Origin of the sequence: Vibrio orientalis CIP 102891 = ATCC 33934 (assembly GCF_000176235.1) — a bacterium.
GTDB lineage: Bacteria > Pseudomonadota > Gammaproteobacteria > Enterobacterales > Vibrionaceae > Vibrio > Vibrio orientalis.
On the sequence record NZ_ACZV01000005.1, the window covers coordinates 1,014,637 to 1,040,331 of the forward strand.

Sequence of the window (25,695 nt, forward strand, 5' to 3'; positions counted from 1 at the left end):
TTTAACTTTTGAGTATCGTACTTTCTTAAAGGTTAGGACCTTTAGAAAAGCTGAATGGCTCGTTTGCTTGTAACTTTTTCATGCCTTGGATCATTCGTAGTAGCCAGAACACGATAGCGACCATACCAAACACCATACCAACATATGGAATATAGTAAGCAATCTCATCGATGATGTGGCTCTTGTACCAATAATCGTTAAGGCCGACCAATACACCATTTGAGGTAGCAACGGTAATAATCAGTACGACAAAGTACGTTAGGTTCAAGAAAAATGAACGAATCAGACCATAATAGTGTGAATCAACAATTTCGCCGTCTTCACCTTTATCTAATCGGTAACCCGCATAGATAATTGCTACCACGCCTGAGATTAAACAAGTAAACGGTGTAAAAAAGCTAAGGACATACGCGACCCAAATACCTTTGTTAGGCTTGCTCATTTGTTTGCGCTCCTTTCACTTCTTTAACAGCAGCACCCTGCTCTTCTCGCTCTTTCGCCATGACTTCTTCGTACCACAAGTCATGGTGCTCTTTCGCCCAAGTCTCATCGACTTCACCAGTGACCATACCTTCCAGCGCGCCTTCCATACCAAACAAACCAATATAGATATGGAACACAAAGCCACAAATGAGGATCAAGGCAGCAAGCATGTGGACAAGGTTAGAGAATTCCATATCGCGACGTGTCTGGCCAAAGATAGGAAAATCTAGCACTAAGCCACTGAACGCAACCACTGTGCCCACCACGATAAGCAGCCAAAATAGCGCTTTTTCACCGGCGTTAGAGAACTCAGCCGAAGGATGCGAACCCTTGTGTTTACCAACCATACCGCCCAGTTTCATAAACCATGCGATATCCACCTTCTTAAAGGTCGACTTACGCCACCACTTCACAAGCACGCATAGTAGTAAAACGTAGAAGATCGGACCAATGTAGTTATGGTACTGCTTGGCCAACATAACGATAAAGCCCCATAACTCTGACGGGATGTAAGGCTTTAGGAAATGCTTACCATAAACCAACATCAAGCCACTAAACGCTAATGTTAAGAAGGTAAACGCCATGCTCCAGTGGAGTGCTCGATCAAGTCGAGACCAACGTTTAATCTTCTTACCCGTTCTAGGGGCACTCAGCATTAGTGGGCCAATGACAATATACATTAGCGTCACAAAGGCAATACTACCGAAAATTGCCACAGCTCCCGCTGGCGACATCCATTTTTCTTTCAAAATGTACCAGGTTTGACCCGGGGTACTAATCAGCATTCCGTGCTCTGGGGACTGAGATGTTGTGTAGCCTACTTCACCATCACGAACTTGACGCCAAAAATCGGCACCAGCCAATTGGGTCATTTCACGTTGTGCAACTTCAGACTCTTTTTGCTCAGCATGCGCAGGCAACGACAAAGCAAACAGTAATGCTGCCATCATAGACAGCATTACAAGAGATGCACGTTTAAACATTGAAAACATGTATCTCTCCAGTCTTAGCTTTTCGTTGCGTCGTAAGACAGATCGTTACCGTCTGTCCAACCCGCGCCTTTAGCACCGCGCTCAACAACACGCTGGCGGAAGATATCAGAGACTTTCTCTGCATCACCCGCTAGAAGTGCTTTTGTCGAACATAGCGAAGCACACATTGGCAGTTTGCCTTCAGCAATACGGTTCGCACCGTATTTCTGACGCTCTTCTACTGAGCCAGGTTCCGTTTCCGGACCGCCGGCACAGAATGTACATTTATCCATCTTACCTCGTTCACCAAACGCTTCTTGTTTAGGGAACTGAGGTGCACCAAACGGACAAGCAAACAGACAGTAGCCACAACCGATACAAAGATCTTTATTGTGAAGTACGATGCCGTCTTCTGTGTGCTCGAAACAGTCAGCAGGACAAACTGCCATACATGGCGCGTCAGTACAGTGCATACAAGCAACAGAAATCGAGTTCTCACCCGGCTCACCGTCGTTAAGTGTGACCACACGGCGACGTTGAATGCCCCACTCTAGCGCATCATCGTTTTCGTTCTTACATGCAGTGACACAACCGTTACATTCGATGCAGCGCTTAGTGTCACAAAGGAATTTCATTCTAGCCATCTGTTGACTCCTTAAGCTTTGCGAATGTTACATAGGGTGACTTTAGTTTCCTGCATTTGTGTCACAGGGTCGTAACCATAAGTCGTTGCGATGTTTGCCGATTCACCAATTACGTATGGGTCAGCACCTTCAGGGTATTTGTCACGAAGATCTTCACCTTGGAACTTACCGCCGAAGTGGAATGGGATAAATGCCAGACCCGGTTTAACGCGGCGTGTCACCATCGCTTTAACGTGAATACGGCCTTTTTCTGCACCTTCAACCCAAACCATGTCGCCATCTTTAAAGCCAAGATCGTTAGCATCTTTCGGGTTCACTTCAACAAACATCTCTTGTTGTAGTTCCGCTAGCCATGGGTTAGAACGTGTTTCTTCACCACCACCTTCGTACTCAACCAGACGACCAGAGGTAAGGATGATTGGGTATTCGCCCGATACATCTTTATCTTGGATCGATTTATACATGGTAGGTAGACGGTAGATTGATTCACTGTCGTCCCATGTTGGGTAGTCAGCAACAAGATCACGACGAGGCGTGTAAAGCGGCTCACGGTGAAGTGGCACTCGGTCTGGGAAAGTCCACACAACAGCACGCGCTTTCGCATTACCGAAAGGAATACAGCCATGCTTAATCGCAACGCGCTGAATACCACCAGACAGATCTGTCTTCCAGTTTTTACCTTCAGCAGCTGCTTTTTCTTCAGCCGTTAGATCGTCCCACCAACCTAGAGATTTCAGTAGTTTATCGCTGAACTCTGGGTAGCCATCTTCGATTTCACAACCTTTTGAGTAACTGTCTTCTGCAAGGATATTTGTACCTTCAAACTCTACACCGAAGCGGGCACGGAAGTTACCACCACCTTGAGCAACAGGTTTAGACGTATCGTAAAGAATATGCGTACCTGGGTGCTTCATTTCTGGCGTACCCCAACATGGCCAAGGCAGACCGTAAGTCTCACCATGCACAACGCCACCTTCGGCTTCTAGAGAGGTTTTGTGGAATGTATGCCAGTTCTGTTGGTGTGCTTTTAGACGCTCAGGGCTTTGACCTGTGTAACCGATCGTCCACATACCTTTGTTGAATTCACGAGTAATGTCTTCGATTAGTGGTTGGTTATTCTCAACTTTAACGTTTTTGAACAACTGATCCGAGAAACCCAGTTTCTTGGTTAGAAGGTACATGATTTCGTGGTCAGGCTTAGACTCAAACAATGGGTCCACGACTTTGTCACGCCACTGAATTGAGCGGTTTGACGCTGTCACACTACCGTAAGTTTCGAATTGAGTTGTTGCTGGTAGAAGGTAAACACCATCAGTACGATCGTTCATTACCGCTGCAACCGTTGGGTATGGGTCAACGATAACCATCATATCCAGCTTCTGCATCGCCTTCTTCATCTCAACGCCACGAGTCTGCGAGTTAACCGCGTGACCCCAGTAGAACATAGCGCGGATGTTGTCGTTCTGTTCGATGTTGTCTTTGTTTTCTAATACACCATCAATCCAACGGGACACAGGAATGCCCATGTTGTTCATTGGTTTCTTGCCGCGGTATTCGTTTTGGTCAAAACGGTTTTGAACCCAAGCATGGTCAAGATCCCAAACTTTTGACCAGTGCTTCCACGCGCCGTCTGAGAGGCCGTAATAACCCGGAAGAGTATGAGACAGTACGCCAAGGTCAGTTGCACCCTGTACGTTATCGTGACCACGGAAAATGTTTGCGCCGCCGCCTGATTTACCCATGTTACCTAACGCTAGTTCAAGTACACAGTATGCACGAGTGTTGTTGTTACCCGTGGTGTGTTGAGTCCCCCCCATACACCAAACAACACAGCCTGGACGGTTTTCAGATAGAAGCTTCGCAGTCTGGTACACTTCTGCTTCAGTGACACCCGTTACACGTTCAACTTCTGCTGGGTTCCACTTAGCGACTTCTTCACGGATCTCTTCCATGCCGAACACGCGTTGGCGAATGAATTCTTTGTCTTCCCACTGGTTAGCGAAGACATGCCATAGAATACCCCAGATGAAAGCAACGTCTGAACCCGGACGAAGTGAAACATAGTGATCAGATTTCGCAGCAGTACGAGTACGACGAGGATCCGCAACAACGATCTTACAGTTGTTTTTCTCTTTCGCAATGAGGATATGTTGCATCGCTACTGGGTGAGCTTCAGCAGGGTTTGAACCAATGAACAGCATCGACTTACAGTTGTGCATGTCGTTGAAAGAGTTAGTCATCGCACCGTAGCCCCAAGTGTTTGCTACACCTGCAACCGTTGTTGAGTGACAAATACGTGCCTGGTGATCAACGTTGTTGGTGCCCCAAAGAGACGCCATTTTACGGAACATGTACGCTTGTTCGTTATTGTGCTTAGCACTACCCAGCCAGTAAACTGAATCTGGACCAGACTCTTTACGAATCTCTAGTGTTTTATTACCAATTTCTTCAATTGCTTGATCCCACGATAGTTTCTTCCACTTACCGTTTTCAAGCTTCATTGGGTATTTTAGACGACGTTCACCATGACCATGCTCACGCAGTGCTGCACCTTTCGCACAGTGGCCACCAGCATTGAATGGGTGGTCGAATGCAGGTTCCTGACCAGTCCAAACACCGTTTTGTACCTCTGCATAAATGCCACAACCCACTGAACAGTGAGAGCAGATTGTACGTTTGATCTCAGTTTTCGCATTTGGATCAATGGATTTAGCTTCCGCTTTCTTGATCATTCCCGGTGCGAAAAGACTGGCTCCAACCACAGCACCACCAGCAGCAAGCGAGCTGTTTCTCATGAATGCACGGCGTGATACACCTAGTTGGTTTTGTTCTTTGCTCACGTTATCGGAGCGTTTAACTAATTTCATCGGTTAGCTCCTATAGCGTTTCGTAGTAGTCACGAATGTGCTGGGTTTCGTGATAACCCGTTTTCTTAACGTCTTGTTTTGGTGCTACAGACTCTGAAGCGCTAGCCACTTTTGTTGTTCCAGCGACTACGGCTCCAGCAACTGCTGCGGTCGTCAAGCCTTTGAGAAGGTCCCTACGGCTTTGGTTTAACTCTTTATTATCTTTCATTATTGCTTCCTTACCCTTTTAGTAGGTATTGCTATCGACGTGAAACGTTATTTTTGAGCTTGCTCGTACTCAGTTACGTTTTTCACATCAATTTTTAATTTGTTTTTACTACTTGCGGTATTGGCGCTGAAACGGACCTGCTCAAGTGTCATAAACGCTTGAGCAAGTTCAGCCACTGCGCGGTAGAAGTTTGCGTTTTTGGCGTTCTTCACTTGTTTGGTTAAAGACTCAAACCAAGTACCAAGGTGTTTATTGAAGAAGACTTGCTGTAGTTCCTCTTCCTCCCCGGTAAGAACAGACATCACTTCGCACAGCGCTGAAAAATGATCTTCTGGCTCTTTTACTTGCTCTTCTCGCTCTAAGCCTAGTAATGCTAGGTCGTGACGAATAGACGCGAGTGGTTTTTCCATTAACGAACCAGTTAAGTGCCAAGAGGCAAATGGCACAACCTCTCCACGACCAATACCGATGAAGAGTTCTTGGTATTCATCCGCAAGTGCTTCTGGTTGGATCTCTAGCGCGGCATGCTTAAGCTGGTTCCAAGCAAGTTGCATCGCACTCTCACTTTGTTCCGTTTCCAGTTGTGATAGAAATTCAACTAACTCACTGGTTGGTTGCTGACGAAACAGTGTTGAAAGCAGCAAATAAATGTCAGCGCGAATGGTTTGTTGTTGATTATCCATTGGTAGTTCGCCTTAGTAGTTCAATTGTTTCGTTGGGTCTTCCGCCATTGACTCGAACATGTCGACCACTCGGCAGTCTTCACACATGGCAATACGATTTAACGCTGACTCATCAGCAAAATGAGAGTGACCACGTAACTTATCTTGCAACATATCGATCATCGATTGTGGTGCGAATGGCTTATGACAACGAACGCACTCAGCCGCTTTTTCTTGATGAATGACTTGCGCTTGCTGACGACTGGTTTTGTCCCAGTTCATACGTGAGGTCATGCTAAGAACTTGTTCCGGACAAGCCTTAGTACAAAGGCCGCATTGAATGCAGTCTTGCTCAATAAATTGAAGTGAAGGTGAAGAGCCATCAGTATGCAGCGCACGCGTTGGACACACCGCTACACAACTCATACAAAGTGTACAATCTTTGCTTTCACAGCTTATGGTGCCGTATGGCGCATTAGTTGGAAGCTCTACGATGTTTTCTACTGGAATTCGTGATTGAGCGAGCGCATCAAGAGACGTAAACAAACGCTGGCGTTTATTGCCTTCTAAATCGCCAAGCGCCAAGTCAAATGACTCAGTACAAAGCGTTGGAGCGCCTTCACGCAGTGATTCTAAATATAGAATATCGATGGTTTCTTTCGCGATACCCAGTTGAAGTAGTAATTCTTGCGCAACGGCCACTTCACTATTCAGAACACGTTGAATGGTTTGCGGCATAAATCGACTCGCTGCAAATAGAACTTGCGTCGCACCATTTGCCAAGGCTGCAAACCAAGAGTCAATGCCAACAGATGGGAGTTCTTCTACCACGAGGGGAATAACGTTATCAGGCAGCGCTTTAAGTGCCATAACATTGTATGACTCATGACGTGAACTACAGACAAGAACGATAGGATTAACACCACCTTCTGCTTCATAGTTCGCTAAAGTGCGCTCGATAAACTTTTGCGTATCTTGAGGGTTTGGCAGTGCATAATGGATAGCTTCTGTAGGACAAGCCGTTGCACATGTTCCCACGCCTTGACATAAATAAGGATTGATCTCGATTCGATGCCCGGTCTTGTCACTACCTTCACTAGATAACGCGCCAGCTGGACATGCATCAACACAGCGCTCACATCCTTTAACGCCACGTGAACTGTGTGCACATAGGTCGGTATCAAGGCGGAAGAACTTAGGTTTATCAAACGTCCCCATTAAGGTTGGAATTTCTTCAAGCGCTTCGGCAAGTTTTGGATATCCACGACCAACTGGGTAATAACCAGGAACAGGCACTTCTTCAGCCATACAACTGTTGAGACATAAATCCAAAACGATATCGAAACAGTCATGATTAAGGGCGACCTTAGCCAAGTTGCTCTCTATGCCATTATTTTCTGTGATAACGGTAAACGTGCCGAGAAACCCAGAGACCTGAACTGAGCTCGCATAGTACAAGTTGCTATGCTCACCTTTCTCTCCATCAGTAGACAGAAGCGTGACACTTTTCATTTGCTCTAATTGATGCGCCGCACTTTCAATAATAGAAGTTGGACCGACAATTAACGTGTTACCACCACTTTCGTAGCTTACTGTTGGCGGGATGAGATTTGTCAGCTCAACGGTATTCTCAAATGCATAAAGACGAGCTTTACCATTTACAGAATCAGATTGTTGTAATAGTTGTTTTAGCATTGCTCAGTTCCAGTTAGAACGGAATATTCACTTAGGCGAGTATTAGCAAATGCTGTACCAACTTTTTATCCCCTTAAAATCAGTAGTTTATTGGTTATTCAAAAAGTCACATGCGACAAAAAAACGGGGTGAGACAAATTGTCCCACCCCGTTAGTTGATTGATTAGTCAAAATGTACCTATTTTTTGTGTGGTATATTTTGTCCCACTTGTTGATGCTGTTCGTCAATTAGATCGTCGTTCGTGATCGGCGCCTGCTCGATTTCATCATCTGCCTGATCTTCATTCTGAACCAAGGATTCTTCGATCACCTGCTCCTCTTGCTCATCATCAGCATTCATCCAATCACGCAGCTTACTTGCCACTTCAGTCGATAAGCTCTTAACTGCTTTGTAGTCATGATCATAATCGTTAAGGCCATCAACCGCGCTAAACTCACCAGAGAGAAAAAGCTTTCTTAAGGCCGCCTTCTTGACCGCCGACTCCGCTTCTGACGCAAGCAATGCCGCAACACTGACCTCTGACTGTTCGCTTTCAATTGGCTCTATATGCTCTGTTAACTCTGCAACTGGTGATTCGTCAACACTTTCTATAGGTTCAGCGGTAGGTGTAGCGGATTCATCTGACTCGACGATCTCGCTTTGTTGCTCAGCTTCATCACCTTCAAGCTTTCTTTTCGACCAACGGCTTAAAAAACTAGTTGCCACTTGCGCGCCCCGCACCTTTTCTCTTTTTACGTCTCTGCTCTAGTAACTCTCCGTGGCGACCGATGAAGGCCTCCATCCAAGCCTGCACGGCCAAAGGCATATCATTGGAAAGCACTAAGTAGTCACCATCCATATATTGGCCAGCAACACTTTGCGATGCAGTAAGAGTGACAATATTGGGTTGGTCATCACTTTCAACATTGTCTAAAACTAAGAACAACTTAGGTTGTGCAGAACTCAGGTTGAACCGATAGTCAGTTCGCTCATCTCTATGTAATTGAAGTAGCGCAACCGATTCGTTTAACTCTACAGGCTGTAAATCAAAGCCCGTTAATTGCCATTGAGTTGTGGTCCATAGCCCTGTCGCAATCTCATGAGAGACTAATTGACAATCAATGGACCAAAGTTCTTCTGATTTGTGTAGTTTTGGGCTCACAGTTTCTTGTTTCGACATGGTTCACCAGCTTGAAATTTGATATTAAGTTGTTTCGGCTAATCGAGTTCTCGCAAATAGTTCACTCACAAAGCAATATTTGTACCCAAACACTAAGCCGTTACCTAATTTCAACTTAGTGCATGTTCGTCTACTTTGTGACAACAGTTAGTCAAACTTAGAGCTTTCCCATAATAGGAACGTTATTTGCAAGTAACGTGTAGCAAAAATAATACTGATAGATCGAATAGGATACGTCGTGGTTAAACCAAACATAATCAAAACCAGTGAAAACCCTCTACAGACGCTCGAAGTGGTTGTTTTCGACGAATATGGAGAAAAGCTGACCAAACAGATTGCTTGTGAACGCCCGTTAACCGTTCTGCTTAACTGGAAAGAAGTGGTGACCCTAATGACTTTAGGCTCCCGCCCTGAGTCACTGGTTTTAGGTTATTTGAAAAACCAAAGCTTTATCTCAGATCCAGACGCTTTAGAATCTGTCATTATCGATTGGGAAACCCATTCGGCAGCGGTTGTTACTTCTGAAGATACTCAGCAAGTCGAATCAGCGCTTAAAAAGAAAACCGTTACTTCTGGCTGTGGGCAAGGCACCATGTATGGTAACGTCATGAAGCAGTTGGAAAACTACCAAGTACCACAAATTCAGATAAAGCAGTCTGAGATCTATTCAGCTCTAGAAGCCTTAACCCATTACAACGAAACCTACAAAAAAGCGGGTGCCGTGCATGGTTGTGCCGTATGCCGTGACAATGAAGTGCTCTCTTTTGTTGAAGATGTAGGCCGCCATAATGCGGTTGATACTTTGGCAGGTGAAATGTGGATCAATCAACAAACTGGTGATGATAAAATTTTCTATACCACAGGTCGTCTAACTTCAGAGATGGTGATCAAAGTGGCACAGATGGGAATCCCTGTTCTTCTCTCTCGTTCTGGCGTAACTCAGATGGGTTTAGAGCTCGCTGAAAAATTTGGTATTACCACAATCGCCAGAGCGAAAGGTCTGCGCTTTCAAGTATTTACTGGTGCCGAAAAAATCGAATTTGACGTCAAGGGTAACCAATAGTCCCTCTCCCAATCATTCAACCCTAACGCACCGCTATCGGTGCGTTTTTTTATTCAACAGCTTGCAAAGCCCCATCCAACTGCTATTAGTTTTATATGTGTCACATAACATTCATATAAATGACACACTCATCAGCTATCAACGTTGACATTGGCTTCTAGGGAGGTGTTCATGGATGAAAATCCAAGCACTACACAAACTCATGGCTTTGCTTTATCAATAAGAGCAAAGCTGGTTCTTATTAACCTCGCTTTACTGCTGTTTGTTGGTGCCTATGGGTATTATGAACACCTTAGTTTACAAAGATTACAATCATTGGAGAAAGCTTCATCAGATAACCTATCGAGTGGTATCGACCTATTAATGCTTAGAAGGCATGAGAAAGATTTTCTTGCTCGGAAAGATGACAAGTACACCCAACGTTTTGACACCACATTTGGTGAGTTAGAAACTCGTCTCAACACTCTATTTTCTCAACTTGCCACTCATGAACTTGAGTTCAACCAATCGACCAATCACATCACTGAAACGTTACAGCAGTACCAGCAACAGTTTCATGCTCTAGTGGCGCAAATTAAGAGTATTGAAGGCAATAACGATAGCCATATTTCCTTGTTGACCCAAGCACGCAATGAGCTAAAGGCTAAAACGATTGAACTACAAAACTTACCATTAAAAGTGACGCTATTTGAGTTGATGGAGGCAAACTATCGCTACTTAAGTGATCCTTCTGCGGAAAACCAAGGGACTTTTGAAAATGCTTTAGCGAATTTAGCGCTACTTTTGGTTGGCCACCCTACGATTAGTGACTACTTTCTAGCCTATCGAAAGCAAGCAGAGGCACTGCAACAAGCCAATCTAGTTCTCGGACTATCACCCAATGAAGGGTTGCGCGGTAAATTGCGCAATAATGTCCATAAGACCGAGGAGTCTATCGCCGCTTTACAGAGCGAGATCGTTCGTGAGGTTGCAAATGCTACGGACAGTGTGAAGCATCAGCTACAAATCATCGGTCTTACCATGGTTACTCTGTTGTCTTTACTGCTGTTTTTAATTGGTAGAAGTATCTTGAAACGTATTAAGGCAATCAACATATTGATGCGTGATATAGCGTCTGGTAATGGCGACTTAACCGTGCGTATGAATGCTAAAGGCAACGACGAACTCGCTCAGCTTGCCCACTCCTTTGATAGTTTCATTAGCCAATTACACCTGCATATCAAAGATCTTGCTCAAGTGATGAATGTACTAAGTGAAAGCTCTTGTAGCTCTGAGCAAGCAGCAACTAAAAGTATGAGTAACGCCGAGCAGCAAAAAGCGGAGTCTGAATCTGTTGCAACCGCTGTGAATGAACTGGTCATGACAAGCAATGAGATTACTGCCAACATTGAGTCTGCAGCATTAAACGCAGAACGGATGAAAAACGAGGCGAATAAAGCGCTAGACGTCACTCATTCGACTAGAGATGAAATCGAGGCTTTGTCGCAATCGATTGAGAACTCTCAGAGCCAAATTGAACGCCTTGAAGTACAAAGCCGCGAGATTCATAGTGTGGTTTCAACAATTCAAGGCATCGCAGAGCAAACTAACCTTCTTGCTCTCAATGCTGCCATAGAGGCGGCAAGAGCAGGTGAAAGTGGCCGCGGCTTCGCTGTTGTAGCAGATGAAGTCAGACAACTTTCACAGATGACGAATACCTCCACACACCAAATCGAATCAACCGTCACTGCGTTAACCAATGGTGTAAATGAAGCAGTCGCCATGATGTCGAACAGTTTAGCGCAAGCTAAAGGAACCAATGCCAATACTGGCAATGTGGTCACGGCTATCGAGAGCATCAGCGGTCAAATCAGTGAGATGTTCGATATGAATAGCCAGATTGCAACCGCGTCTGAAGAACAGTCGATGGTTTCAGCTGAGATTGACCGAAACATAACGCAAATCGCACACCTCGCCGGTGATACCTATGAAGTGGTATCAGGCTCTGTAAGATGCAGTGAACAAGTCTCTGGCGTCAGCCACAAATTGGCTCATATCGTTTCTCAGTTTAAATACTAACTTGAGATAAAAACAAAAAGAGCCTCATAACGAGGCTCTTTTTAGTATCAATTGATTGCAAGTCTATTAACCTGCAACACCACGCGCTTTTAGGAACTCTGCATAAGTGCCGCGGAAGTCGTGGATCTGACCATCTTTGATTTCTAGGACGCGTGTTGCCAGTGAGTCTACAAATACACGGTCATGAGAAACGAAGAACAATGTGCCTTTGTACTGTTCAAGTGCATTGTTCAGCGATTCAATTGATTCCATATCCATGTGGTTTGTTGGTTCATCCATTAACAACATGTTTGGCTTGTGCATTTGAATCTTACCTAGCAGCATACGACCTTGCTCACCACCAGACAGAACTTTTACTGACTTCTTGATATCGTCTTGCGAGAAAAGCATACGGCCTAGGAAGCTACGTAGTACCTGCTCGTCATCACCTTCTTGGCGCCATTGACCCATCCAGTCCATAAGGTTCATGTCTTCTTCAAAGTCATGGGCATGGTCTTGAGCGTAGTAACCAATGTTAGAGTTTTCTGACCACTTGTATTCACCTGAACGTGGCTCTAGTGCACCCGCCAGTGTGTTTAGTAGTGTTGTTTTACCCACACCGTTCTCACCGATGATTGCAACGCGCTCACCGACTTCGAAAATTGCGTCAAACTTGCTGAACAGATCATTTTCAAAACCTTGGCTTAGGTTTTCTACAATAAGTGCGTTACGGAACAGCTCTTTAGACTGTTCAAAACGGATGAATGGGTTTTGACGGCTTGACGCTTTTACTTCATCAAGCTGGATCTTATCGATCTGTTTAGCACGAGATGTTGCCTGTTTTGCTTTTGATGCGTTTGCAGAGAAACGCGCCACAAATGTTTGTAGCTCGGCAATTTGTGCTTTCTTCTTAGCATTGTCAGAAAGTAGACGATCACGCACTTGCGAAGCCGCTGTCATGTACTCATCGTAGTTACCGTGATATACACGTAGCTCGCCGTAATCCAAGTCAGCCATGTGTGTACATACTGAGTTTAGGAAGTGACGGTCGTGCGAGATGATGATCATGGTGCAGTTACGCTGGTTTAACGTCTCTTCCAACCAACGGATAGTATCCATGTCCAAGTTGTTGGTTGGTTCGTCAAGAAGCATGATGTGCGGGTCAGCAAATAGGACTTGCGCAAGTAGGACACGTAGCTTCCAACCAGGTGCCACTTCGCTCATTAAACCGTAGTGCTGCTCTTCTGGGATACCTACAGCAAGAAGAAGTTCTCCCGCTTTAGCATCAGCCATGTAACCGTCCATTTCTGCGAATTGAACTTCTAGATCCGCAACTAACATGCCCTCTTCTTCACTCATTTCTGGTAGTGAGTAAATGCGGTCACGCTCTTGCTTAACTTTCCATAGCTCTTTGTAGCCCATGATAACCGTATCGATTACCGTGAACTCTTCGTAGGCGAACTGATCCTGATTTAGCTTAGCGACACGTTCATTCGGATCGTAACTGACGTTACCACCTGTTGGCTCTAGCTCACCGCTTAGAATTTTCATGAACGTCGATTTACCACAACCGTTCGCACCGATCAGGCCGTAACGGTTACCTTCACCAAACTTAACTGAAATATTTTCAAACAGTGGCTTAGCACCAAATTGTTGTGTGATGTTGTTAGTGGAAATCAATGTCGTTACCTATTTAATATGAAAAACGGCGCCACACTACTGTTTACCGCGTCTAACTTCAAGCATTGTTTTACGATAGATTCATGACACTACACTGACGATTCTTATGTGTAAGACTATTAGGCTGTGCGCTTATATTTTGCCAGCGATCGTTCGCTTTTCGTATGAAAGTCGCTAAACTAACTCTAACCTCATAAGATTTAAGAGATTTCTATGCGTTCCATAACACGCTTATGTGTACTTTTTTCTCTACTCATCTCTAGTTTTTCTTATGCCAGCTGGGATTATGACTTCCAGCCTGTGCCAGAAGCTAAATCTGTCGCAAGTGATATAGCAGATGAAGTAAGCCATATTCCTGATCCTCTGTTTATGACTTCAAAGGATCACCGTAAGGTTTCAATGTTGTTAAACGCGGTTTTGCAAGAGCAAGACAAACAACGCGTTTCATTTGATCAAGACTTGGCCTCTTACCGCAAATCAGACAGCGATAAAACTTGGTTTGAAGTAGAATCAAGTTATCTGACATTGAATAGCTTAGCCCAAAGTAAGCAGCGCCTACTCGAACTGGCTGATAATGCGATACGCGAAAAACTAACCGGCTTTGGCCCTTACGGTGTGACGCAATTTAAGCGCGAACTTCAGCTGACTAAGCTCAATGGTGAATACTTATTCCATTTCCAGCTTCGTAGTTTTAAATCATTGATTAATGATCTTCTTATTTCGCCAGTGCCTGTTATCTGGGCAGCGTTGAAGGTCCTGTTCATCTATTTTGTATTGGTTTGGTGGCTAGCGAATAACCGTCGTCTGATCACTCTATTCAAATCTTCATTTGTTGAAAACTCGAACAAGCCTCCTTTCTGGGTTCGTGTCGTTTGGTACATTAGTAGCGCCAACCGCGCCATTGCTTGGTTAATCGGCATTACTCTCTCGTTGCGAGTTCTATCTGGCATCCCGAGCCTTCAGCATCTCATCTTCCTAGAGATCTTTACTTGGTGGGTTCTCGGTGGCTCTATCGCTGTGAGCTTTATTTTGGAACTAACCTATCGCCACAGCCGCACAACCAGTCGTGAAGTTATCGCTTTGCGTCTTTCAACCATTCGCCGTTACGTATGGAGCATTATCGTTGCCGGGGTCATCTTGCAAATTTCTATGCGCACCCTTGGTAAAGGCACCATCTATTACTGGATATACAGCGCTCTGTTCTTCTGGTTTGTTTTGGTTACCGTTTCAGTACTGCGCCTTTGGCGAACAAAAGTGTTTGAAACCGTTGCGCATATCCCTGATCGTCCAGTTTGGGTTCAATGGGCAATCAGCCGCAAAGATACATTCCTACTAAATATCGTCGCCACTGCCATTACCATCGTTTGGCTAATGATTCATGTGCTAAAACACAAGATTGTCGCTGCGCTTTCAAGCTTTAGCTTCTTTAGCCAAGCACTGGCATACCTGTTTAGAATTGAAGTTGCCAAACAAACCAGCAGTCACAGTAATCAAGAAAAGCTGGTTCGAGTTCGCGGAGATGCAACCTTTAAGTATGTTCTTCCTGGTACTGCCGACAGTGAACTGATTGATTACGCCACTGATGAGATCAAACAGCTATCCCATTACCTGTTAACGGACAGCCCAGCGGTTTGCGTCCTCTCTGGTGAACGTGGCGCTGGAACAACCACAGCCTTACGCTCTTTGCTTAACCGTGTGAAGAATGCAGAACCAATTTACTTAAGCTGCCCTTATGCTGGCTATAAAGAGTTACTGGTTCACCTTGCCGTTAGCATTGGTCTTGACGAAGATGCCACCGAGATTCAGATCTTGGCGCATTTGCGTAAAAGCGACACAACTTATCTTATCGCGATAGATAATGCCCAGCGTCTAGTTAGACCTATGGTCGGTGGCTTAGCCGAACTTATCCGCATTACTAACTTACTTCGTCGCTCTCGTAAGAATCACCGCGTAGTGTTTGGTATCGAGAAAGCCAGTTGGCGCTTTGTTGACCGAGCTCGTGGTGAACGCCTGTTGTTCGATTTAGTGAGCTTTCTACCCCGCTGGACTGAAAAACAAGTTGGGCAGCTACTTGATACACGTATCAATCAAAGTGACGACTATCGCCTCTCGTTTGATGGTTTGATGGTTCCAAAGCAATGGGATCAAGAAGAGTGCACAGAAGAAGAGCGAGCCAAGCAAGGTTTCTATCGTATCCTTTGGCATTACTCCGATGGTAACCCAACGGTTGCTTTGCGCTTTTTCCGTTTCTCTCTGAATCGGGATAAAGAAACAGAGCAAGTTTACGTACGTTTGTTTAAGGCACCTGAGTCGCAAGAACTCGAAAAAATGCCTAAGCCAATGCTTGCTGTACTTCGCTCTATTGTTCAGTTGGAGATCGCTTCACCGGAAGTTCTGTCTGAGTGTACTCAGCTAACCATTGCAGAGATCACCGGCACATTAAGATACTTCCAAAGCCGAGGCTATATTGAGTGGTCGGAAGATAAAGCTCGTATTTCAGACCATTGGTTCCGCCACATTACTAATGTACTCGACCGTCAACACTTACTGGTGAAATAATATGATTCGTTTTCTACTCGTTATTTTGTCATCGTTTATCGCCCTTCCCGCGCTTGCAACGGAAGAGATGGCCAATGTCGATAACATTACTCAAATCGCCAGTTTGATTCGTTGGAGTGGCGTTTTCTTCTCTTTCCTAATCATCGCCGCAACTTGGTTACTGCTCAAGTTTATCAACTCTATGGTTGAGAGCATTGGTAGTCAGTTTGCCCAGTACCGAATGCTGCTGCAAAAGCTGCAATCGTTTATGCAGTTCTTCATCTACATGAGTGCCGGTATTCTGGTATTTATGATGAGTTTCCGTATCAACGATCAAATACTAGCTTTGATTGGCGGTACGCTTGCTGTATCGGTGGGTTTCGCACTAAAGGACCTAGCAGCATCTTTCATCGCAGGTATGACAGTAATGGTAGATCGACCGTTCCAAGTTGGTGACCGCGTCACGTTTGAGGGTAACTATGGTGACATTATCGCTATCGGTTTGCGTTCAGTACGTATGCGTACACTTAACGATGACATCATCACGATTCCGAATAACAAGTTCTTAAGTGAAGTCACCGTCAGCGGCAACTATGGCGCGCTTGATATGCAGGTGGTTATTCCGTTTTACGTTGGGATGGATGAAGACATCACCCTTGCGCGAGACTTAATCCAAGAAGCAGCTTCATCGAGTCGCTATATTCACTTACCCAAGCCTGTCACCGTACTAGTTAAACAAACCATTACTGATAACTACCTAGCGATTCAGTTAACGTGTAAAGCTTATGTGGTTGATACCGCCTATGAGAAGCTGTTCGAGACTGACATTACGCTAAGGGTTATGAAAGAGTTTAAGAAACACAACATTAGCCCACCTAAGATTGCAGTACTCGCACACTAAAATGGATGTAAACTTATAAAAAAGCGGCCCTTTCTAGGGCCGCTTTTTTATTCGCAATATTACTTACTTTAAAGGTTGGTTATCTTTAGTTCATTTTCAGTACGTTCAGGTAAGTAAATGCTGAACACACTTCCTTTACCCCATTCTGACTCAACCTTCAGCTCACCACCAGATTGACTTAAGATACTTTGAGAGACTGATAGTCCAAGACCGGTACCTTCACGTTTGGTGGTATAAAATGGCGAGAAGATACGCTTAAGGTTATCTTCTTTAATCCCACACCCTCCATCTTGAACGTGAATGATTGCCCCGCGACTTTTTCCCTCTTCGACCCAATCTTCGCTCGAAATAAGTAATCGGCCTTTACCTTGCATCGCATGAATGCCATTCATTTGCAGGTTAACAAGAATCTGCAGCAATTGATGGCGATTGACCTCTACACAGGTATGAGCGTTAAGCTGTGTTTCAAAACTAATATCTCGCTTCTTCGCCCCTGTTTTAACTAAAGTCACGCTTTCTTCAATTATTGGGTTAACGTGCTGCCAAGTGATCTCATCTTGCACACCACCTTGACGACTGTATTGAAGCAAGCTTCGGGTGATATTTCTAATGCGATCGATCTGAGCATGAATCGCTTCAATCTCTTCGGCAACCCTTTTTGAATCGTCACCAAGCTCAAATTGAATCAACTCAACGTTGCCGAGGATCACCGCGGTAGGGTTGTTGATCTCATGGGCAATGCCCGCGGTTAATTCCCCTAACGCCGCGAGTTTCTCACTAATAACCAGCTTATCTCTGGTCTGATTTAACAACTGGATATGAAGCTCAAGTTCTTCTGTTTTCTCTTTTAAGCTAGCGGTTCGATCTTGAACTTTACATTCAAGGCCCTCAGCCGCTTTTTGTAGCTCGTTTTTTCGCTGTTTAAGCAGGTCGAGCATGTTATCGAACTGCTTTGCCAACATCGCGAGTTCGTGGTTCTCATCTAACCCCAGTGGACCAATTCGCGTCTCTTTACCAAGTTGAATCATCTTCACCACGCGGTGAATATGCTCTATCGGCACGAATAGATCGCGCGAGCCGCGATAAACCAACAGACTCGATATCAACAATAGGAAAAGCGTTGTTATGGAGATCTCGGCGATGTTAGTCATATAGGTCGTAACAAAGGGCCACAGCAGATAGCCGGTATAGAGCATGCCAATCACATTATCGTATTGGTCGTAAAGCGGCTTATACGCAGTGATATACCAAGCGTCATAAACGAAGGCCAGATTTACCCACTCTACTCCTTCAATTAATACCGACTGTTTGACTTCTTCGGAAACACGAGTACCGATGGCGCGACCTTGTCTTACTTCACTATTGAGTGGAACGTTGGTGCTGACCCGAAGATCGTCTAAGAATACCGTTAGCGTGCCGACTGGACGCAGACTGTCTCCTTTAGAGGGGTAAATTAGGTCACGAATGGTATCAACCAACGATGTACTGTTATTAAGCAGCAAGCCACCATCCAAGAAACCGATCAAGTCATTGGTTTGGTTGTAGATAGGGATCACGGTGCGGCTGACTAAACCTCGTCCTTCAACCTGATTGCCATCTAACGTTGGAGTTTGAGCGCGTATCGTTAAGTCTTGGTTTAACTCGCCTAGCTCTTCAGCGGTAAGTACATCAAAAAAAGACTCTTTACGCGTTAAATCCAAGAACCGAAACTTATTCTCCATCGTATCTACGCGATGAAAGCGTAGAAAATCGAGCTTATAACGATACCTCTGGTCAGCGACCCATTTTTGCAGCTCTGCTTCATCTGGCTTCTTCCCTCTTACGTGGGTAATGAATTCATAGGAATCTGCGAATGCTTTGACATGATTGGCCTGCTTCTCTTGAATCAGCTCTATACTGTTCTCAGCTACACCTAGCCGCTCAGATACATCTAATAATGCGCTTTGCCACGTGTAATGAATCGACCAATAGACGGTAATACCAATCAAGGCAATCAGCGTGAGAAAGATAGGCGCAGACGTTAGGAACATAAGTCGGTAACGAACCATGGTTTTGAATCGATATCGCCATTTTCCCCATAACGTCGTACTAGTCGGCATAGCTTGTGCCCTCGCTGTCCCACTCTTTGTATTTACGTTCTAACGTTTTACGAGCAACGCCTAAGTCTCTGGCAGCGGCTGATTTATTGCCATCATGAAAGTCGACCAGTTGTTCGATGTGCGCCCTTTCCACCTCTTTTAATGCCCAGGTGTTAGGGTAGCCTGACGATGTCATACCATCGCCTATTTCAATCAATTCCGCTCCGCTCGATACTGTCATGGTAATCGAAGGTTTAAGATGCTCACCATTCACTTCGCGCCAGTAATGAGCTGGTGGTTTACCCAATAAAATACAGCGTTCAATGAGGTTTTTAAGTTCGCGAATATTACCCGGCCAATCGTAGTCGTTCATGGCATGAATATCTTCGTGAGCCCACTTAGGATCCTGCATGCCAAGCTCTGCAATCAGCATTTTGGTAAAGAATGGAACCAGTTCAATAAGATCGGCCTTACGCTCTTTAAGCGGCGCAACATCAATCTTCAAAACGTTTAAACGATAGTAAAGATCCGATCTAAAGTTACCTTTGTTCACTTCTTCTTGAAGATTACGGTTGGTCGCCGCTACGACACGTACATCCACCGTAACTTCTTTCTCGCTACCAACGGGCCTAATTGTGCGTTGCTCCAAGACGCGAAGCAGTGCTGATTGCATGGTTAATGGCATCTCTCCAATCTCATCAAGGAACAAAGTGCCACCACTAGCAACCCTGAACAAACCTTCACGACTTTTCTTTGCACCGGTAAAGGCGCCTGCGGTATGACCGAACAACTCACTCTCTAAAAGCTCTGGCGCAATGGCCCCACAGTTAATTGGAACAAATGGACCGCTTCGCCCGCTTGCTTCATGCACGCCACGCGCAACCAACTCTTTACCCGTCCCCGACTCACCTTCAACCAACACTGACGCTCTTGAAGGCGCAAACTGTGTGATGAGCTGTTTGAGCTGCTTAGTTTTTTCAGACCCACCAACAATTTCTGTTTTGATGTGACGTTTAAATTCATGTTTAAGTGCAAGCTGATGTCTTTGCTCTAAACGCTTATCCATACAACGTTGTACTGCTTGTAACATTTGGTCTAAATTAAACGGCTTTAGAATGAAGTCAGACGCGCCGAGCTTTAAAGCAGAAATGGCGGTTTCGAGGTCGGCGTAGCCAGTCATAAAAATCACATCGGCTTTCTTATCCTGATCATTGAACGCTTCTTCCCACTCAATACCTGAACGGCCCGGAAGGTTAATATCCAGAACGATAAGGTCATAATGGTTCGCAACACGAAGCGCTTCAGCTTCCTCTATACTCCCTGCACAATCTACTTTCGCAAACCATTTGCTCAACGCTTTGTTAAGAATGGTCTGCATACCAATTTCATCGTCGACAACAAGAACAGAGAAAGCTTGGTACTGAGAGGCTTTATGTGGGTCAAGAGACACAGGCATAGTCATTTACTTATTCATGAGGTTATTGGGACAGAGTGTACCAAGTTTATCAGGCAACAACTCTTTCAATGTGAGACATTTTGTCCCAGATCAAATTTTAATATGCTAAGCCATTGAAATTACATTTGAAAATAGTCACAAAGTTTTGGCATTAAGATTGCTTTATATGCGTGCCAGTTTATAACAAAGATTGGTGGTATTGGTTTTATACATTTCAGAATGGAAAGCCGAAATCAAATAAAAAAACGGATAAAAACAACATGAAAGCAATCACTTTTACTCTCGCGACAGCGTCTTTGGCCTTGGTTAGTTATTCCGCTTCAGCAGCAGGCGACAACACTCACGTCAGACTCGCCACTACGACCAGTACCTACCACTCGGGCCTTTTAGACTATCTTCTACCTGAATTTGAAAAAGACACCGGTTATAAGGTCGATGTTATTGCCGCTGGTACAGGTAAATCTCTTAAGATGGGACAAAATGGCGATGTGGATCTTGTGATGACACACGCGCCTAAAGCAGAAGCAAACTTTGTTGAGAAAGGCTACGGTGTTCTTCCAAGAAAGCTGATGTATAACGACTTTGTTATCGTTGGGCCGCATGACGATCCAGCGAAAGTAACTTCGCAGAAAGACGTTGCTCATGTATTTGAGAGTATCGCAAATAGCAATGTCACTTTCGTCTCGCGCGGTGACGACTCTGGTACACATAAGAAAGAAAAAGGCATTTGGGAGCAAACCAAAATTGAACCTAACTTCGGTGGTTATCGCAGTGTAGGTCAAGGTATGGGTCCAACACTAAATATGGCCAATGAAATGCAAGGCTACACTATGACGGACCGTGGTACTTGGCTTGCTTACAATAACAAGCTCGATCTTGAGATCTTGTTCCAAGGCGATAAGCAGTTATTTAACCCTTACCAAGTTATCCTAGTTAACCCTGAGCGCTACCCAAGCATCAATTACCAAGGTGCGAAAGAGTTCAGTGATTGGTTGGTTAACTCTCGTGGCCAAGATCTTATCAATAAGTTCAAGTTACACGGCAAGCAGTTGTTCGTTGCAAACGCGAACGAGAAATAACCGTCTATGAGCCTATGGCAAACCACCTTAGATGCACTCACGCTATTGGTGAGTTTCGATACTGAACTCTGGGAGATCGTTGCGGTCTCCTTTAGCGTGTCACTATCTGCAATATCGATCGTTTTACTCCCGGCGATTTTGTTATCGTTTGTCCTCGCGTACACCAACTTCAGAGGCAAATGGTTGCTTCTATCTCTGGTGAATACTTTGCAAGCCATACCAACCGTCGTTATCGGTCTTCTCCTGTATATGATGCTGTCACGTTCCGGGCCGCTTGGAGACTGGCAAATGCTATTTACGCAAAAGGCAATGATCGTAGGTCAAATGCTCATAGGCTTTCCCGTGTTAGTTTCAATGATGCACGGTGCGTTGCAATCAAGCGATCGCCGTGCTGTTGAAACGTCAATAACACTGGGCGCATCTATCCCACGCATTGTCGCAACCATGATTTGGGAAACTCGCTTCCCTCTTCTCGCTGCTGCTATTGCGGCGTTTTCTCGTATTGTTACTGAAGTCGGCTGTTCAACGATGGTAGGCGGTAACATCATGGGGATCACTCGCAACATCCCAACTGCAATCGCAATGGAGAGCCATAAAGGTGCATTTGCACAAGGTGTCGCGCTCGGCATTGTGTTACTGACTCTCGCACTGGTTTTGAATTTCATGCTCACCAGTATGCGCGGTAAAGGTTACTTAAGGAGCTAGGCCCTGTATGACAATAAAAATAACGGCACAGCAACTCTCTATGCGTTTCAAAGAACGCGTGCTATTCCATATACCGACGCTTTCTATCGGGCCAAATGATGCTATCTATCTAAAAGGTGATAATGGCGTCGGAAAAACGACCCTACTCAAGATTTTATCTGGATTGATCAAACCCACTACGGGTACTGTCATTGCGCCAAACGATACTTGGCTACATCGTCTCTTTCCGCGCACAGGTCGAAAAAACGTTATCTATCTACATCAATCACCTTATTTGTTCGACGGCACGGTTTACGAGAATGTCGTTTATGGTATTCGCTATCAAAAAGAAGAGGCAAAAGATAAGCGAGCTCAAGTTATCACGGCGCTTCGCATGGTAGGCTTGGAAACATTAGCGGACGAACATATTTCTGTATTGTCGGGTGGCGAGAAACAAAGAGTAGCAATGGCCCGTGCCTGGATTCTTAAGCCTTCGATTTTACTGATGGATGAACCTAGCGCTTCACTCGATCAAGAGTCGATTGAACGCCTAGTGATTATGGCCCAAGACCTCATAGATCGTGGTTCTAGTCTTGTTATTACTAGCCATCAACAGAATGCATTGACCGATTTATGCCGCAAACAATGGTGGATAAAAGAGACAACTTTGATAGAGTCTCCACTGCTACAAGTCATTTCAGATAAAGAGTTAGATAAAACGTATGCTTCATCCAAAACAAACTAGCTGGGTAATCTTAGCTGGTGGACAAGCAAGCCGAATGGGAGGTCAAGATAAAGGCCTCGTTCAACTTAACGATAAACCATTAATCGAGCATGTTATTGAGCGCCTCTCATCTCAAACATCCCAAATCCTGATTAACGCCAATCGAAACCTTGAGACCTACCAACAGTATGGCCAAGTGTTTCGCGATCAGTTCGAACAGTTTCCTGGCCCAATGGGTGGCATTCATGCCGGGCTAATCAACGCAAAAACCGACTGGGTTGGTTTTGTCCCTTGCGATAGCCCGCTTATCAGCAACGACATCGTTGAACGTTTTTGTCGTCAAGCCACTGATGAGACAGAGATTTTGGTCGCTCATGATGGTGATCACCAACAGCCTGTTTTCACCCTTTACCATAAATCCGTGCTGGGTAGATTGACTGCATTCCTAGAACGAGGTGACCGTAAGATCATCTTACTCTACAACGAATGTAAGACTAAATACGTCGATTTTAGCGATTCACCTCAATGCTTTGTAAACTTAAATACGCCAGAAGAATTGGCGCAATTTGGTACGATTAATTAATGAATTTTCAATTACCTATCCCAATTTTAGGTTTTGCCGCGTATTCAGGTACTGGGAAAACAACCCTTTTAGAAGCGTTACTGCCAAAGCTTACTCAAGCAGGCTTGCGCATTGGTATGCTCAAGCATGCCCACCACAATTTTGATGTGGATAAAGAAGGTAAAGATAGCTACCGCTTAAGGAAAGCTGGCGCGTCACAAATGCTGATTTCATCACGCAACCGCCATGCATTGATGACAGAAACACCAGAGGCGGAATCGGAATTTGAATACCTTTTAACAAGGTTTGATACAGACAAGCTTGACGTCATTCTTGTTGAAGGCTGCAAGAACATTGCCTTTCCGAAAATTGAGTTGCACCGGGAAATCGTGGGTAAACCTTGGCTCTACCCTAGCGATGACAACATCATTGCTATTGCCGCTGATACTGAGGTAACAGATTCAGCACTACCACAAATGAACATTAATGATCTCGATGCTATTAGTGCCTTCGTTGTTGATTACGTCGCTCAACATGCAAACCCTATTGAGGCTAAATCTGAAGGCGCTTGCTGCGATACCTTATCTCCTGCATTTCTGTCGGTAACACAAGGTCAAGAAAAGATCCTTTCGATGGTACACCGTGTCGAAGGAACAGAAGCATGTACGATGGTCGAAGCGTCAGGTCGAGTGCTCTCGGATGATGTTATCTCACCAGTTAACGTGCCCCAGTACACCAACTCTGCTATGGATGGATATGCTATCCGCGGCGAAGATATCGGTCTTACTGAGTATCAAGTCGTTGGCGAAGTGATGGCGGGTTACGCCTATAATGCGCCGCTACTCTCTGGGCAAGCGGTTAAAATCATGACCGGTGCTCCTACCCCTGCTGGCGCAGATACGGTTGTGATGCGTGAACAATCGTCACAACATAGTGACAAGGTCACGTTTGAAGCCGATATCAAAGTGGGACAAAATGTCCGACAAGCTGGAGAAGACTTAGCGCTCGGTGCGCCGGTCTTTAACCAAGGTCAGCGCCTCGCTTCACCTGAAATGGGTATGTTAGCATCGCTGGGTTTTGGTGAGTGCACGGTTTTCCGAAAGTTGAAAGTCGCAGTATTTTCAACAGGCGATGAAGTTCAAGCGCCGGGCACCGAACAAAAAGAAAACTCTATCTACGATTCAAACCGCTTTACCATCATGGGTATGTTACAAGCGCTTGGCTGTGAGATTCTCGATTACGGCATTATCGAAGATAACGAAGAGCTAATGATTCAAGCGCTCGAAGAAGCCTCTCAAAATGCTGATGTAGTGATGACTTCCGGCGGCGTTTCTGTCGGTGATGCGGACTATATTAAACTGGCATTAGACAAGCTTGGGCAAATCGACTTTTGGCGTATCAATATGCGACCAGGTCGCCCACTCGCTTTTGGCCAAATTAATAATAAACCTTTCTTTGGTCTGCCGGGTAACCCTGTCGCTGTGATGGTGTCATTTATCAACTTCGTTGAGCCAGCGTTACGTAAAATGCAAGGCGAAGTTAATTGGCAACCACTTAAAGTGAATGCTGTTGCGACAGAGGACCTACGCTCTCGCCAAGGACGTACTGAATTTAGTCGTGGAGTATACGAACTCGACTCACGTGGTCAGCTAACCGTAAGAACTACAGGAAAACAAGGTTCGGGCATTTTGCGTTCAATGAGTGAAGCTAACTGCTTGATTGAAATCTCTCCAGCCATCGACACTGTAAAAGTCGGAGAAAGCGTGACAATCATCCCACTTCAAGGCAGAATCTAACCATCAAAGTATAAGGCCAGTTTTCTGGCCTTTTGTTTTACTTACTTGGAATCACTTATGGCTCGTACAATTCTTTATACCTACAAAAACGAAGATAAAACGCTTACGTTTTCATACCAACAACATCGCAATATTCACGAAGCGGTGGCTGAAGCGGAAGGTATTGATATTTCAGGATATCTAAAGATGGAGCAACAAATTGAAGCGATATCGGACACAAAATCTGTTCGCAACTATCGTGATAACCACTTTCAGAAACTAGGTTTCGGCAAAATCACCCTTGCTCAAAAAGAAAACCTAGGTGTAGGTAAGAAAAACAAATAACAAAATTTAGGCTAGTGACAACACACTAGCCTTTTTGTACAAATGTTACTCAACTGTAACTACTGCTTACATTTCTCATCTCA

Annotated in this window: 22 protein-coding genes; 10 read left to right on the forward strand and 12 right to left on the reverse strand. The window is 44.9% G+C overall.

From position 1 onward, the window contains the following. Window positions 1-25: 25 nt before the first annotated feature. The 9 genes from VIA_RS15425 to VIA_RS15465 form a co-directional block, all read right to left on the reverse strand. A complete protein-coding gene (locus VIA_RS15425) occupies window positions 26-442 on the reverse strand; it encodes a membrane protein (RefSeq protein WP_004414072.1) in 417 nt (138 codons plus the stop codon). After that, window positions 429-1,475: a formate dehydrogenase subunit gamma gene (locus VIA_RS15430; protein ID WP_004414073.1), complete on the reverse strand. Its 1,047-nt coding sequence runs from the start codon at window positions 1,473-1,475 to the stop codon at window positions 429-431. The genes VIA_RS15425 and VIA_RS15430 overlap by 14 nt, the downstream gene beginning before the upstream one ends. Window positions 1,476-1,489: 14 nt before the next feature. Continuing rightward, window positions 1,490-2,098 (reverse strand): formate dehydrogenase FDH3 subunit beta, encoded by a 609-nt coding sequence (gene fdh3B / locus VIA_RS15435; RefSeq protein ID WP_004414075.1) that lies wholly within the window; start codon window positions 2,096-2,098, stop codon window positions 1,490-1,492. Between the two features lie 11 nt (window positions 2,099-2,109). Next, complete coding sequence (locus VIA_RS15440; protein ID WP_004414077.1) at window positions 2,110-4,965, reverse strand: formate dehydrogenase subunit alpha; 2,856 nt, start codon at window positions 4,963-4,965, stop codon at window positions 2,110-2,112. Window positions 4,966-4,975: 10 nt separating this feature from the next. Then, window positions 4,976-5,173: a twin-arginine translocation signal domain-containing protein gene (locus tag VIA_RS15445; RefSeq protein ID WP_004414078.1), complete on the reverse strand. Its 198-nt coding sequence runs from the start codon at window positions 5,171-5,173 to the stop codon at window positions 4,976-4,978. A 47-nt stretch (window positions 5,174-5,220) separates the two neighbouring features. Next, window positions 5,221-5,856 carry a TorD/DmsD family molecular chaperone gene (locus VIA_RS15450; RefSeq protein ID WP_004414079.1) on the reverse strand — a complete coding sequence of 212 codons (636 nt, stop codon included), beginning with the start codon at window positions 5,854-5,856 and terminating at the stop codon, window positions 5,221-5,223. 12 nt (window positions 5,857-5,868) lie between these two features. Beyond that, a complete protein-coding gene (locus tag VIA_RS15455) occupies window positions 5,869-7,530 on the reverse strand; it encodes a 4Fe-4S dicluster domain-containing protein (protein ID WP_004414081.1) in 1,662 nt (553 codons plus the stop codon). A 178-nt stretch (window positions 7,531-7,708) separates the two neighbouring features. Continuing rightward, the gene (locus VIA_RS15460; protein ID WP_004414083.1) at window positions 7,709-8,236 is read right to left on the reverse strand and encodes a DUF3306 domain-containing protein; all 528 of its coding nucleotides are present in this window, start codon (window positions 8,234-8,236) and stop codon (window positions 7,709-7,711) included. Beyond that, a complete protein-coding gene (locus VIA_RS15465; RefSeq protein ID WP_004414084.1) occupies window positions 8,226-8,690 on the reverse strand; it encodes a DUF3305 domain-containing protein in 465 nt (154 codons plus the stop codon). Before VIA_RS15465 ends, VIA_RS15460 begins: the two co-directional genes overlap by 11 nt. A 238-nt stretch (window positions 8,691-8,928) precedes the next feature. Between VIA_RS15465 and fdhD the strand changes: the two genes are divergently transcribed. Both fdhD and VIA_RS15475 read left to right on the forward strand, forming a co-directional pair. Continuing rightward, window positions 8,929-9,753 carry a formate dehydrogenase accessory sulfurtransferase FdhD gene (fdhD, locus tag VIA_RS15470; protein WP_004414085.1) on the forward strand — a complete coding sequence of 275 codons (825 nt, stop codon included), beginning with the start codon at window positions 8,929-8,931 and terminating at the stop codon, window positions 9,751-9,753. 171 nt (window positions 9,754-9,924) lie between these two features. Next, the gene (locus tag VIA_RS15475; RefSeq protein ID WP_004414087.1) at window positions 9,925-11,811 is read left to right on the forward strand and encodes a methyl-accepting chemotaxis protein; all 1,887 of its coding nucleotides are present in this window, start codon (window positions 9,925-9,927) and stop codon (window positions 11,809-11,811) included. A gap of 66 nt (window positions 11,812-11,877) precedes the next feature. Here the strand turns inward: VIA_RS15475 and VIA_RS15480 are convergent, their stop codons facing one another. Further along, complete coding sequence (locus tag VIA_RS15480; protein ID WP_004414088.1) at window positions 11,878-13,470, reverse strand: ABC-F family ATPase; 1,593 nt, start codon at window positions 13,468-13,470, stop codon at window positions 11,878-11,880. A gap of 213 nt (window positions 13,471-13,683) precedes the next feature. On the opposite strand from VIA_RS15480, the gene VIA_RS22430 reads away from it, so the two are divergent. After that, on the forward strand, window positions 13,684-16,029 hold the full coding sequence (locus VIA_RS22430; protein ID WP_004414090.1) for an ATP-binding protein: 2,346 nt from the start codon (window positions 13,684-13,686) through the stop codon (window positions 16,027-16,029). A 1-nt stretch (window position 16,030) separates the two neighbouring features. Continuing rightward, entirely contained in the window at window positions 16,031-16,909 is an 879-nt protein-coding gene (locus tag VIA_RS15490; protein WP_004414093.1) for a mechanosensitive ion channel family protein, read from the forward strand. A 68-nt stretch (window positions 16,910-16,977) separates the two neighbouring features. On the opposite strand, the gene VIA_RS15495 is transcribed toward VIA_RS15490, so the two are convergent. Together VIA_RS15495 and VIA_RS15500 are read right to left on the reverse strand one after the other, a co-directional pair. Next, a complete protein-coding gene (locus tag VIA_RS15495; RefSeq protein ID WP_040896950.1) occupies window positions 16,978-19,008 on the reverse strand; it encodes a cache domain-containing protein in 2,031 nt (676 codons plus the stop codon). Further along, window positions 18,998-20,443 carry a sigma-54-dependent transcriptional regulator gene (locus VIA_RS15500; RefSeq protein WP_004414097.1) on the reverse strand — a complete coding sequence of 482 codons (1,446 nt, stop codon included), beginning with the start codon at window positions 20,441-20,443 and terminating at the stop codon, window positions 18,998-19,000. Before VIA_RS15500 ends, VIA_RS15495 begins: the two co-directional genes overlap by 11 nt. A 260-nt stretch (window positions 20,444-20,703) precedes the next feature. Here VIA_RS15500 and VIA_RS15505 point away from each other — a divergent pair, with 260 nt between their 5' ends. From VIA_RS15505 to VIA_RS15530, 6 genes are read left to right on the forward strand one after another with little or no spacing between them, the layout of a single operon-like run. After that, window positions 20,704-21,522: an ABC transporter substrate-binding protein gene (locus VIA_RS15505; RefSeq protein WP_004414098.1), complete on the forward strand. Its 819-nt coding sequence runs from the start codon at window positions 20,704-20,706 to the stop codon at window positions 21,520-21,522. A 6-nt stretch (window positions 21,523-21,528) separates the two neighbouring features. Next, a complete protein-coding gene (locus VIA_RS15510) occupies window positions 21,529-22,227 on the forward strand; it encodes an ABC transporter permease (protein WP_004414099.1) in 699 nt (232 codons plus the stop codon). A gap of 7 nt (window positions 22,228-22,234) precedes the next feature. Then, window positions 22,235-22,951, forward strand: coding sequence for an energy-coupling factor ABC transporter ATP-binding protein (locus tag VIA_RS15515; RefSeq protein ID WP_004414101.1), 717 nt, complete (start codon window positions 22,235-22,237; stop codon window positions 22,949-22,951). Next, on the forward strand, window positions 22,929-23,513 hold the full coding sequence (mobA, locus tag VIA_RS15520) for a molybdenum cofactor guanylyltransferase MobA (RefSeq protein WP_004414103.1): 585 nt from the start codon (window positions 22,929-22,931) through the stop codon (window positions 23,511-23,513). The genes VIA_RS15515 and mobA overlap by 23 nt, the downstream gene beginning before the upstream one ends. After that, entirely contained in the window at window positions 23,513-25,288 is a 1,776-nt protein-coding gene (locus VIA_RS15525; protein WP_004414104.1) for a bifunctional molybdopterin-guanine dinucleotide biosynthesis adaptor protein MobB/molybdopterin molybdotransferase MoeA, read from the forward strand. The genes mobA and VIA_RS15525 overlap by 1 nt, the downstream gene beginning before the upstream one ends. 57 nt (window positions 25,289-25,345) lie before the next feature. Then, on the forward strand, window positions 25,346-25,612 hold the full coding sequence (locus tag VIA_RS15530; protein ID WP_004414106.1) for a DUF2960 domain-containing protein: 267 nt from the start codon (window positions 25,346-25,348) through the stop codon (window positions 25,610-25,612). Window positions 25,613-25,695 lie beyond the last annotated feature (83 nt).